Annotated in this window: 10 protein-coding genes; 1 reads left to right on the top strand and 9 read right to left on the bottom strand. The window is 64.7% G+C overall.

Annotation, left to right across the window (positions count from 1 at the left end):
- The 6 genes from AB6B38_RS00050 to AB6B38_RS00025 are packed head-to-tail and all read right to left on the bottom strand — an operon-like array spanning nt 1 to nt 7,298.
- Nucleotides 1-864 carry a 3-keto-5-aminohexanoate cleavage protein gene (locus AB6B38_RS00050; RefSeq protein WP_371393562.1) on the bottom strand — a complete coding sequence of 288 codons (864 nt, stop codon included), beginning with the start codon at nt 862-864 and terminating at the stop codon, nt 1-3.
- Nucleotides 861-2,831 (bottom strand): biotin carboxylase N-terminal domain-containing protein, encoded by a 1,971-nt coding sequence (locus AB6B38_RS00045; protein WP_371393561.1) that lies wholly within the window; start codon nt 2,829-2,831, stop codon nt 861-863. The genes AB6B38_RS00050 and AB6B38_RS00045 overlap by 4 nt, the downstream gene beginning before the upstream one ends.
- Nucleotides 2,828-3,628 (bottom strand): enoyl-CoA hydratase/isomerase family protein, encoded by an 801-nt coding sequence (locus tag AB6B38_RS00040; RefSeq protein WP_371393560.1) that lies wholly within the window; start codon nt 3,626-3,628, stop codon nt 2,828-2,830. Before AB6B38_RS00040 ends, AB6B38_RS00045 begins: the two co-directional genes overlap by 4 nt.
- Nucleotides 3,628-4,785 carry an acyl-CoA dehydrogenase family protein gene (locus AB6B38_RS00035; protein WP_371393559.1) on the bottom strand — a complete coding sequence of 386 codons (1,158 nt, stop codon included), beginning with the start codon at nt 4,783-4,785 and terminating at the stop codon, nt 3,628-3,630. The genes AB6B38_RS00040 and AB6B38_RS00035 overlap by 1 nt, the downstream gene beginning before the upstream one ends.
- Before the next feature lie 21 nt (nt 4,786-4,806).
- On the bottom strand, nt 4,807-6,417 hold the full coding sequence (locus AB6B38_RS00030) for an acyl-CoA carboxylase subunit beta (RefSeq protein WP_371393557.1): 1,611 nt from the start codon (nt 6,415-6,417) through the stop codon (nt 4,807-4,809).
- Nucleotides 6,417-7,298, bottom strand: a complete 882-nt coding sequence (locus tag AB6B38_RS00025; RefSeq protein ID WP_371393556.1) for an SDR family oxidoreductase — start codon at nt 7,296-7,298, stop codon at nt 6,417-6,419. Before AB6B38_RS00025 ends, AB6B38_RS00030 begins: the two co-directional genes overlap by 1 nt.
- 116 nt (nt 7,299-7,414) lie before the next feature.
- Between AB6B38_RS00025 and AB6B38_RS00020 the strand changes: the two genes are divergently transcribed.
- Nucleotides 7,415-7,837, top strand: a complete 423-nt coding sequence (locus AB6B38_RS00020; protein ID WP_371393555.1) for a MerR family DNA-binding transcriptional regulator — start codon at nt 7,415-7,417, stop codon at nt 7,835-7,837.
- Nucleotides 7,838-7,959: 122 nt separating this feature from the next.
- On the opposite strand, the gene recF is transcribed toward AB6B38_RS00020, so the two are convergent.
- From recF to dnaA, 3 genes are all read right to left on the bottom strand, one after another.
- Nucleotides 7,960-9,105: a DNA replication/repair protein RecF gene (recF, locus tag AB6B38_RS00015; RefSeq protein ID WP_371393554.1), complete on the bottom strand. Its 1,146-nt coding sequence runs from the start codon at nt 9,103-9,105 to the stop codon at nt 7,960-7,962.
- A 165-nt stretch (nt 9,106-9,270) separates the two neighbouring features.
- Nucleotides 9,271-10,389 carry a DNA polymerase III subunit beta gene (gene dnaN / locus AB6B38_RS00010; RefSeq protein ID WP_371393552.1) on the bottom strand — a complete coding sequence of 373 codons (1,119 nt, stop codon included), beginning with the start codon at nt 10,387-10,389 and terminating at the stop codon, nt 9,271-9,273.
- A gap of 153 nt (nt 10,390-10,542) precedes the next feature.
- Entirely contained in the window at nt 10,543-11,985 is a 1,443-nt protein-coding gene (gene dnaA, locus AB6B38_RS00005; protein WP_371393551.1) for a chromosomal replication initiator protein DnaA, read from the bottom strand.
- Between the last annotated feature and the right edge of the window lie 51 nt (nt 11,986-12,036).

Genomic DNA, 12,036 nt, shown 5'->3' with positions numbered 1-12,036 from the left:
TTATCCTCCCCGAAGGTGCATCAGCGCGCGGGCTTCTGACGGAGAGGCGATCTCCCGGCCCGCATTTCTCGCACATTGAACCAGAGCTTCGATCAGAGCGCCATTGCCAGATGCGCGTTCCCCGTCCGGAAGATAGAACGTGTCCTCCAGCCCGGTGCGCAGCATGCCGCCCAGCTCGGCGGCGCGCTGATGGACCGGCCAGATCTCGGTGCGCCCGATCAGCGTGGTCTGCCAGGGATCGCCTTCACGCTTGTACTCGGTCAGCAGCTCCAGCAGGCGCGCATCGCACGGCATGCCGGACGCCACGCCCATCACGAAATTATAGTGGGCGGACGGGGCCATCCCGTTCTCGATATACATGTTGACCGAGCGGACAATGCCGACATCGAAGCACTCGAACTCCGGATGCGCGCCGGTCTCGGCCATGGCGTCGATCATGGTCTGGATCTTCTCCACCGGATTATCGAACATCATGGGCGGCCAGGCCCACGACCCGTCGCTCCTCAGTTTCAGATAGTTCAGCGAGCCCGCATTGCAGGCCGCGATCTCCGGTTTCACCTTGCGGATGCAGGCCACCGGGCCGGACACGTCCGGGCCGACAATGCCGGTCGTCTGGTTGATGATGACGCCGGGGCAGGCATCGCGGATCGCCTCGCACATTTCCAGCGCCAGATCAGGATCCCAGCTTGGAAACCCGCCCATCCCGTCTTCCTGCATGCGAAAATGCACGTGCATCACGGCGGCGCCCGCATCGTATGCCTCGCGCGCGCTTTTCGCCATTTCGGCAGGGGTCACAGGCACCGGGTGCTGTTTGGGATTGGTCAGCACGCCATTGATCGCGCAGGTGATGACGGCCTTGCTCATGGCTTTGATCCTTCAAGTTCCAGTTCAATCAGAAGTGTGCCGCCCGCGGCCTGCTGGCCTGCGGCTGCATGCACCGCCGTCACTACGCCGGTCGCGGCGGCGGTGAGGCGCATTTCCATCTTCATCGCTTCCATCAGGGCCAGCACATCGCCCGCCTTCACCGCATCGCCGGGCTTCACGTTCAGTGCCACCAGAGCGCCGGAGACAGGCGCGGTAATGCGCGAGGGATCAGACGCATCACCGCCTGAGTAGGCGGACGGTTCGCGCACCGCCACGATGCGGCGCTCCAGCGCTATGTGGAGCGTGCCGTCTTCGCCTTCGGCCACGCAGGCCTGCCGGTCCACCCCATCGAGCCGGTAGCGCAAGTGGGGCGCGTCCTCTTCGAGGAGCGTGATCGAATGGCGCGTCTCGCCGAGGCTCACCGTGACGGCATGGGCGCCATCCTGCTCCACGAAAGCGTCAATCGCTTCCCCGTCAGCTTCCAGCGGCAGGGTGAAGCGCCTTACCGATCCGCCGCGCACCGCGCCCTCTGCCGGAGAGGCCAGCAAAGCGGCCGCCACCGCTATTCCCTCACCGGGCACAGGTTCCGGCGCAAACGGACCGCTGGCAGACGCCGCCCACTCGTCCAGATCAGCAATGGTCACCGCACCAGTGCGGAAGGCTTCGCTGTCCAGCAGGCGGATCAGAAAATCGCGATTGGTCTTCACGCCCAGCATGGGGGCCTTGGAGAGCCCGGCGATCAGCCGGTCTATCGCCTCATCGCGATTGAGCGCGAAGGCGATCACCTTGGCCATCATCGCGTCGTAGGCGGTGCTCACTGCGTCGCCGGTTTCAAACCCGGTATCGATGCGCACCTCGCGCGCGCCATCTTGGGGTTCGAAATGGATGATCTCGCCCGATTGCGGCTTGAACCCGTCCAGCGGGTCTTCAGCATAGAGCCGCACCTCTATTGCGTGGCCGTCCGGCGCAATCTGCTCCTGCGTAGCGGGCAGCATGCCGCCGGATGCGACCACGAACTGCCATTCCACCAAATCCATCCCGTAGACCTCTTCGGTCACAGGATGCTCCACCTGCAGGCGGGTATTCATTTCAAGGAAGTAGAATTTCCCGTCCGCATCCAGCAGGAATTCCACCGTGCCTGCGCCGACATAGCCCACGGCCTGCGCCACCCGCACGGCCTCTGCGCCCATGGCGGCGCGAAGCGTCTCGTTGACGGCGGGCGAGGGTGCTTCCTCGATCACCTTCTGGCGGCGGCGCTGGGCTGAGCAGTCGCGCTCGCCGATGTGGATGGTGTTGCCGTGACTGTCGGCGAAGACCTGCACCTCCACATGGCGGGCCGGGTGGATCAGCTTTTCCAGCAGCACTGCATCATCGCCAAAGGCGGATTTCGCCTCCCGGCGCGCCGATTTCAGGGCGTCTGCAAACTCGGCGCTGGAATTGACCGCGCGCATGCCGCGCCCGCCCCCGCCTGCCACGGCCTTGATCAGCAGCGGATAGCCGATTGTCTCGGCCTGTTTGGCGAGATTGGCATCTGACTGATCCTCGCCCTGCCAGCCTGGCACCATGGAAATGCCGGAGGCCGCCAGCAGCGCCTTGGCGCGCGCCTTGTCGCCCATCGCCTCGATGGCGTCTGCCGGAGGGCCGATGAAGACGATGCCTTCCGCCGCGCAGGCCCTCGCAAAGGCCGCGTTCTCCGACAGGAAGCCATAGCCCGGATGGATCGCATCCGCGCCGGTTTCCTTGGCCGCCGCGATGATCGCCTCGATTTTCAGATAGCTCTCGGAGGCCGCTGCCGGGCCGATATGCACGGCCATATCCGCTTCGCGCACGTGCATGGCGTCCGCATCAGCGTCGGAATAGACGGCAATCGCGCGGATATTGCGGCTTTTGGCATAGCGCAGGACGCGCACGGCAATCTCGCCGCGATTGGCCACCAGCACGGATTTGATGGGGTGGTAGGCGCTCATCCCTGCACCCATTTCGCGGGGCGCTTTTCGATGAAGGCAGACAGCCCTTCTGCGCCCTCATCGCTGCGCACAGCATTGGCAAACACCTTGGCCGCATCATCGATGAGCGAGCCTGCATCATGCAACCGCGCGCGGCGCATCAGGCGCTTGGTCTCGGCTATGGCGTTCGGCGCGCCTTTGCGGATATCGGCTAGCACCGCCTCAAGCGCGGTATTCATCGCGTCCTCGCCCTCATGCACGCCATGGACGAGGCGCAGGGAAAGAGCCGCCTGCGCATCGATCTTGCCACCTGTCACAGCAAGGCGGCGCGCTTCGGAATACCCCAGGCGCTCCACCAGAAACGGTGCGATCTGCGCCGGGACGAGGCCAAGCCCGGTTTCAGGCAGGCGGAAAACCACGCTCTCGCGCGCCAGCGCCACGTCGGCGACGCAGGCGAGGCCAAACCCGCCGCCCATCACCGCGCCTTCCAGCACCACGATCACCGGCAGGCCGGTTTCCGCATAGGCTTTGCATAAGTGCCCAAACTGGGCGTTGACCCTGGCTGCCGGGTCTTCGCCATCAGGGCCGGGGCCGGCATAGGCCGCGCCCATATCCTTCACATCCCCGCCGGAGCAGAAATGCCCGCCCGCGCCATTAAGGACGATGGCGCGTACGCCGTCACTCTCGGCGCTTTTTAGGGCGGCCAGCAACTCGCCCACCATGGCGAGCGACATGGCGTTGCGGGTTTCCGGCCGGTTCAGCGTCACATGACGCACGCCCGCGCGGGTCTCGATCAGGATTGTCTCCGGCGCGCTCATCAGTCCTTCCGGCGCTTTGGAAGCGTGCCTTCCAGCTTGCAGATAATGCCCAGCATGATCTCGTCGGTGCCGCCACCGATGGAGATCAGGCGGCCATCGCGGAAGGAGCGGGCGATGGGATTGTCGGATGTGTAGCCCATGCCGCCCCAGTATTGCAGGCAGCTATCGGCAACCTCGCGCGTCAGGCGGCCGCATTTCAGCTTTGCCATCGAGGCAAGCCGCGTCACATCCTTGCCATCCATGAAGTCAGCGACGGCGCGGTAGGTCAGCGCGCGCAGCGCCTCCACCTCGGTGCGTAGCTCGGCCAGGCGGAAATGAACCACCTGATTATCCAGCACCGAATGGCCGAACGCCTTGCGGTCGCGCGTGTATTCGATGGTCAGGTCAATCGCCCGGTCGAGGCTTTTGAGCGAAGAGGCCGCGCCGAACAGGCGCTCCTCCTGGAATTGCAGCATCTGGTAGAGGAAGCCCGCGCCCTCATCCCCGATCCGGTTGCGTTTCGGCACCCGCACCTCATCAAAGAAGAGCTGGGCGGTGTCCGAGCAATGCATGCCGATCTTGTGGATTTTCTGGCGGGTAATGCCCTTGGAATCCATCGGCACGATGATGAGGGATTTGTTGCCATGGGCCGGGCCGTCGGAGGTGTTGGCCAGCAGGCAGCACCAGTCGGCCTTCATGCCGTTGGTGATCCACATCTTGGTGCCGGTGATGACGTAATCATCGCCATCGGATTTCGCGACTGTCTTCACCGCCGCCACGTCAGAGCCGCCGCCGGGCTCCGACACGCCAAGGCAGACCACCGCATCGCCGGAGATGGCGGGCGCCAGATATTCCGCGCGCAGCTCGTCAGAGCCGAAATTGGCCAGCGCAGGCGTCGCCATGTCGGTCTGCACGCCAATGGCCATCGGCACGCCGCCGCAATTGACCAGACCCAGCTCCTCGGCGAGCACGAGAGCGTAGGAGAAATCGAGCCCCGCCCCGCCAAACTTCTCCGGCCAGCGCAGCCCCAGAAGGCCGAGATCACCCATCTTCTTGAAGAGTTCGTGGGAGGGGAATTCTTCTGCCTTCTCCCACTCCTCCACGTGCGGGTTGATCTCGGTCGCGACGAATTTGGCAATCGTGTCGCGAAGCTGGTTGTGTTCGGTGGTGAACTGCATGGGGGAGCTCCTTTTGAAACTCTAGAAACGGGCCACGCCAAACGTGTTGGCGTTCAGAGCGCGGGCATTGCCTTCAGCACAGATATTCAGGCTCTCGGTCAGGATGGCGCGGGTGTCGCGCGGGTCGATAATGCCGTCATCCCACAGGCGCGCCGTGCCGAAGAGGGCGTAGGACTGCTCCTCCAGCCCGGTGCGGATCATGTCGCTCATGGCTTTGAGGCCATCTTCATCGGTCGGCTGGCCCGCGCGTTCATTCTTGGCGCGGGTGATGATCTCCATCACCTTGGCGGCCTGCGCCCCGCCCATCACGGCGGTGCGGGCGGTTGGCCAGGCGAAGATGAAGCGCGGATCGAACCCGCGCCCGCACATGCCGTAATTGCCCGCGCCATAGGAGCCGCCAAGCACGATGGTGATCTTGGCCACACGCGCATTGGCGACGGCCTGGATCATTTTCGAGCCATGCTTGATCGCGCCATCGGCCTCGGCCTTGGAGCCGACCATGTAGCCGGTGGTGTTCTGCAGGAAGACAAGCGGTGTGCCGGACTGATCGCAGAGCTGGATAAACTGCCCAGCCTTCATCGAGCCTTCGGGCTGGATCGGGCCGTTATTGCCCAGAATGCCGACGAGATGCCCGCCAATGCGCGCATGGCCGCACACCGTCTCCGCGCCATAGCGCGCCTTGAACTCCAGGAAGTCCGACCCGTCCACGATGCGGGCGATCACTTCCTTCACGTCATAGGGCGTGCGGTCATCCGCCGGGACGACGCCCAGCAATTCCTCGCTGGCGAATTTGGGCGGCTCGCCCTGCCCCGGCGGGGTGGCCGCATCCCAGTTCAGCTTCTCCATGATCTCGCGAGCATAGGCGATGGCCTGCGCATCGTCCTCGGCGACATATTCGCCAAGGCCCGTCACCTCGCCATGGAGCTTCGCCCCGCCAAGGCTTTCATCGTCCGCGTCCTCGCCAATCGCGGCTTTGACCAGCGGCGGGCCGGCAAGGAAAATCTTCGAATTGCCCTTCACCAGCACCACGTAATCCGAAAGGCCCGGCAGATACGCCCCGCCCGCCGTCGATGAGCCATGCACGACCGCGATCTGCGGAATGCCGGCAGCCGACAGGCGCGCCTGATTGGCAAAGCTCCTGCCCCCATCCACGAAAATCTCGGCCTGATAGAGCAGGTTCGCACCGCCCGACTCCACGAGGTGGATCATGGGCAGCTTGTTCTCAAACGCGATCTCTTGCGCGCGCAGAGCCTTTTTCAGCCCCATCGGCGCGACCGTGCCGCCCTTGATGGCGCTATCGGACGCACCAATGATGACACGCTTGCCGCAGACCTGCCCGATGCCAACGATGGAGCCGCCGCCAGAGGCACCGCGATCTCCGTCATCATCATGCATTTTCAGGCCCGCCAGCGGCGAGAGCTCGATGAAGGGCGCATCCCGGTCCAGCAGCCGCGCCACGCGCTCGCGGGGCAGCAATTGCCCGCGCTTTTCAAAGTCCGCCCGCTTGCGCTCGGAATTGGCGCGGACCTTCTCCTCCAGCGCGCGCACCTCGGCGAGGCGCTCGGCCATCTTGTCCGCATTGGCGCGGAACTCGTCGCTGGAGGCGTTGAGGCGGGATGTAAGCACGGGCATTAGCTGCCACCTCCGCGCAGGACTTCCGGGTCCACTGCCCGGTGGAAGCCATTATAGGCGGCGCTCTTTTCATGGTCAGGCAGCGGGAAGACGGCGCTGCCGAGCGGTGCGCCGCCATCAATCGCGAGCGTCACGCCGGTGATGAAGCTCGCGCCCTCGCTAAGCAGGAATACGATTGCCGAGGAAACTTCGGCTTCCGTCCCCATGCGTTTTGCCGGCAGGTGCTGGCGCAGATGCGGGATCATGGCGCGCACCGCGCCGCCATAGGTGTCCATGCCCGACGAGGCGATCCAGCCGGGGGCGACCGCGTTCACGCGCACGCCATATTGCGCCCATTCAAACGCCGCCGTCTTGGTGAGGTTTGCCATGCCGGCGCGCGCGGCACCGGAATGGGCCATGCCCGGCATGCCGTTCCACATATCGGCCGTCATGTTGACGATCGTGCCGCCATGTTCGGCCATCGAGGCCTCGAACACGGCGCGCATCATCAGGAAACCGCCGGTCAGATTGGTCGCGATCACCGCGTCCCAGCCCTTCCTGGAGATGTCCTGCAGGCTCGCCGGGAACTGCCCGCCCGCATTGTTGACGAGGCCGTGGATCGGCCCGTGCTCGGCGACAAGCTCCGTCACCGCAGCCTTCACGGCGTCCTCATCACGGATGTCGAAACCCGCCATGTGGCAGATGCCGCCATCTTCGATGATTTCGGCGGCAACGCTTTGAAGCTTCTCCGCCTTGCGTCCGGTGATGATGACCGTCGCGCCAAGGCTTGCCAGCTCATGGGCCGTGCAGCGGCCAATGCCCGAGCCAGCGCCGGTGACGATTATCGTCTTTCCGGCAAACAGCCGATCGCGGAATACGCTGTCATACCCAGTGGCGGTCACGGCTGTGCGTCTCCTCCCTGACTGGCCCGTCTGGCGGGGCTCTTGTCATCTCCTTCAGGCTGGCGCATGCTTACGTATACGTCAAGCAGTTCTTGTAAGCGTCAGGCAGCATGGAAATGGCCAGAGCGGCAGCAGACATGAAGGCAGGGCAGACAGGCGAAACCCTCTACGGGATCGCCGATCTCGCTGCGCATTTCTCGATCAGCCAGCGCACGATCCGATTCTATGAGGACAAGGGGCTCATCACGCCGCAGCGCGTGGGCAGCCAGCGGATCTATACCGAGACTGACCGCCAGCGCCTCTCACTGATCCTGCGCGCCAAGGCGATTGGCTCAAAGCTCTCGGAAATCCGCACCTTCCTCGAACTCTTCGGGCGCGAAGGCGAGGGGCGCGAAAAGCAGTTGCGCTACGTTATCGAACGCACGGGCGAGAAGATTGCCGAGCTGGAGGACAAGCGCCGCCAGATCGACGAGACGCTGGACGAGCTGCGCCTCATCCATGAAGGCTCAAAGGAGCGATTGAGGAAATTGAAGGGGTAGGGTTTCCAACCCATTTTCTCGTCACCCCCACGCAGGTGGGGGTCCAGAGATCGTAGAGCGAAGGCAGGTGCCACGCGGCTCTGGGTTCCCGCCTGCGCGGGAACGACGAAAGGGGTGAAGCCCTACCCCCGCACCGCCTTGCCCGCCTCCACGCTCACATACTGCACGCCCTCGCCGAACGCCTCGAACAGGCCTTTCTCCACACCGGTTAGCCACGCTTGGCAGCCAATGGCCGCAATCGCGCTGGCAAGGCCCTCGCGGCGGTCCACATCCAGATGCGCGCACGCCTCATCAAAGATCATCACCGGCGCGGCACCGCGCTCGCGCGCCAGCGCCGCGCCATGGGCGAGCGCGAGGCCCAGCAACAGGGCTTTCTGCTCGCCAGTGGAGCAATCTGCCGCCACCTGATCCTTCTCGCGGTGGCGCGCCTCCAGCTCGGTGCGATGCGGGCCGGTCAGCGCCCGGCCCGCCGCGCCATCCTTGCGGCGGGTGTCTTTCAGACGCGCGGCAAAACGGGTCTGCGCCGCGCCTTCATCCTCCACGAGAAGCCCCTCCAGATAGCCGGAGAGCGCAAGATCGGCCTTGGGGAAGGCAGATGCCGGGCGGTCATTGATCTCGCCCTGCAGGGCATTGAGGGCCGCAAGACGCGCACGCGCCATGGCGGTCCCCGCCTCGGCCATTTTGGCTTCGAGTGCATCGAGCCATGCCAGATCAACGCTGAGGCCCTCATCCATGCGCTCCAGCAGGCGCTGGCGTTCGCGCATCGCCTTGTCATAGGCATTGGCCTGCGTGCCGTGGCCCGGCTCACCGGCCAGCACCAGCCGGTCAAAAAAGCGCAGGCGGTCGCTGCGCGGGCCTGCCCATAGCCGGTCCTCGCGCGGGGTCAGCCAGATCATCGGGAAGAGACGCGCCAGCTGGGTCTGGGTGGTGGCCACGCCTTCAAGGCGCGTCTTGCGGCGGGCGGGATTGTCGGGGTCAGCGCCGGTGGCGAGCGTTACCGGACCGTCCGCCGTTTCGGCCTCTGCATGGACCGCCCAGACCGGTGCCTCGCCGCCAGCATCGCGCTGGCGCACCGCGTCGGACCCAGCGGCGCGAAGCCCCCTGCCCGGCCCCAGAAACGAGACCGCTTCGACCAGATTGGTCTTGCCCGCGCCATTGGGGCCGAACAGGCAGACAGGACGCGCATCCAGTGCGAGATCCAGCCAGGCATAATTGCGAAAGCTGGTGAGCTTCAGGCGTGTGACAGCGGCGCGGCTTGCCTTAGTCATTGCGAACTACTCCAGCCGGCACCGCAGAAGCCGCTCTTTAGTTCCGCAACGCATCCGCGTTGCGATGTTCCGCGAATACCCGCCTGCGCGGGCACAGGCAGTCGCGGGCGCGCGTTCGCGCTTGCGGCGCTGCGCGCCGGGAACCCGGCACTACCAGAACCGGCCCTACACCCGCAGCGGCATCAACACGTATTCAGCGTCCGGGTCGCCAGAGTCCGTCACGCGCGTCGGCGAACCGGAATCGGCAAACTCGAACCTGGCCTCATCACCGGCAATCTGCGCAGCGACGTCCAGCAGATAGCGCGCATTGAAGCCAATGACGATTTCGCTGGACGAATAATCGGCATGCAGCTCTTCGCTCGCTGTGCCGCTTTCGGGGTTGTTGACCGCCAGCACCAGCGTGGAGTCCGATACCGTCAGCTTGATCGAGCGGGACTTCTCCTGGCTGATCGTGGCCACCCGGTCGACGGCCTGCGCGAACGGGGCGCGGTCCACCTTCATGATCTTGTCATTGCCGCGCGGGATCACGCGCTCATAGTCCGGGAAGGTGCCGTCGATGAGCTTGGAGGTCAGCACCGCTGCGCCCAGCTCGAAACGGATCTTGCCTTCGGAGACCTGCACGCGGATTTCATCATCCACGTCTTCCAGCAGGCGGCGCAATTCCTGAATGGGCTTGCGCGGCACGATGACGGCCGGCATGCCTTCTGCGCCAGAGGGCAGATCGGTTTCGGCCAGCGCCAGACGGTGACCGTCGGTGGCGACAGCGCGCAGCGTCTTGCGGCCATCACGCTCAGCCGCATGCAGATGGATGCCGTTGAGATAATAGCGGGTCTCTTCGGTCGAGATCGCAAAGCGCGTCTTGTCGATCAGCCGGGCAAAGGCGGCGGCCGGCAGGGTGAAGCTGGTCGCCAGGTCCTCGGTCGGCATGACCGGGAAGTCGCCTGCCGGGAGTGCGGGCAGATTGAAGCGCGAGCGCCCGGCAGAGAGTTGCAGGCGCGGATCATCACCGGCCATCTGCAGCGTCACATCCGCGCCTTCGGGCAGCTTGCGGGCGATCTCGTAGAGCGTATGGGCCGGAGCCGTCACGATGCCGGCCCGCTCCACATGGGCGGGGGCCTCTTCCACGATCTCGGTATCAAGGTCCGTCGCGGTCAGGCGCATATGCTGCCCGTTGGCATTGATCAGCACGTTGGACAGGATCGGGATGGTATTGCGCCGTTCCACCACCGCCTGGACGTGTCCAAGCGCTTTCAAGAGGGCCGCGCGCTCTATGGTGAGCTTCATCTCTATCGCCTTTTGACCAGATTTGGCGGAAAGCCCGGCAAGCGCAGCCTCCCGCCTGACAGAATCGCTAGTAAACCGGGTTGTTCACCATAGACCAAAAAAAACGACCGCAAGAAGGGGTCTCTTGCGGTCGCGGGGGGCATGGCAGCGCAATCAGCCGCGAAGACGCTTGCGGATGGCCTCGATATCCTCGGCCAGCAGCGGATCAGCGCCGAGCTGGGCCGTGATTTTCGTCACCGCATGAATGACCGTGGAATGGTCGCGTCCGCCAAAACGCCGCCCGATATCGGGCAGGGAACGCGTCGTCATCATCTTGGCCAGATACATGGCGATATGGCGCGGACGCACGACCGACTGAGTGCGGCGCTTGGAGTTGATATCGGCCGGCGTGATCGAGAAATAGGCCGCGACGGTCTTTTGTATCTCGTCCACCGTCACCCGCTTCTCGGCCTTCAGGGGCAGATCACCCAGCACCTCTTCCACCGACTCGATGGTCACAGGGCGGTCCATATAGGCCGTGCGCACGATGACATTGTTGAGCACACCTTCCAGCTCACGCGCCGAGCTTGTCACACGCGCCGCCAGGAAATCACGCACCTGCTCGGGCACATCGAGATCAGGGCAGTGCGAGCGGGCCTGCGCCACCTTGCAGTCGACAATCTTGCGGCGCAGATCGAGATCGGGACCGAACAGCTCACAGGCAAATCCGCCGCGCAGCAGCGAGCGCAGGCGTTCATCACCGACACCCAGCTCCGCCGGTGCGCAGTGAGAAGCCAGCACGACCTGCCGGTTCTCCGCGATCAGGGCCGCAATGGTGTGCAGGAATTCGCTTTCCGTGCTCGGCTTGCCGGCGATGAAGTGCACATCATCGATCAGTAGCACATCACAGGTACGCACCTGGTCCTTGAAGGGCTGGACATCGCGTGCGCGCAGCGCCGACTGGAAGCCGTTGAGAAACTCCTCCGCCGTCAGATAGAGCACCTTGCGCCCGGACTCCCCAAGGCTCACCGAATGGGCGATGGCGTTCAGGAGGTGCGTCTTGCCCACCCCGTAACCGCCATGGAAAAACGCCGGATTGAAGGGGGGAACGGACGCCCCGGCAATGGCCTTGGCCGCCGTGCTGGCCATCGCGTTGGCAGAACCCACCATGAAGGTGTTGAAGGTGAAGCGGCCATCACTGCGCGAGGCGCGCTCCGGCCCGCCAAAAGCGGCAGACGAGGCCGAGCTGGTCAGCGCTTCGCGCACCGGCGCGGCGGCAACACTGGCGGCAGGACGCACGGGCAGGCTATCGCCGGCCGGAATCTGGCGCGCTTCACGGGCGCTGGCGCGCGCGGTCGGCGCGCCTTCACAACAGATCACGATATCGCGCGGGCCGGTGTCGAAAATCGCCCACAGGGCGCGCAGGCGGGTTCCCAGATTATCCTCCACCCAGGCCCGGCCGAAATCACTGGCACAGATGATCTGGATCGATCCGTTCGCATCCTCGGCGACACGCAGGCGCGCAATCTCCGAGACATAGATCACATCACCATATTCCTGGCGTAGCCGGGCGCGTACATCGCGCCAGACATCGCTGACGGCCGGCCCACTCTGCATGACGCCCCGCTGCTGTGTTCTGGCGTTAGAAACTGAGTTGTTCAGCCCCAT

Origin of the sequence: Glycocaulis abyssi, assembly GCF_041429775.1 — a bacterium.
Classification (GTDB): Bacteria; Pseudomonadota; Alphaproteobacteria; order Caulobacterales; family Maricaulaceae; genus Glycocaulis; species Glycocaulis abyssi.
Note: the sequence above shows the minus strand (reverse complement) of the source record. Positions and strands in the feature narration are given on the sequence as shown.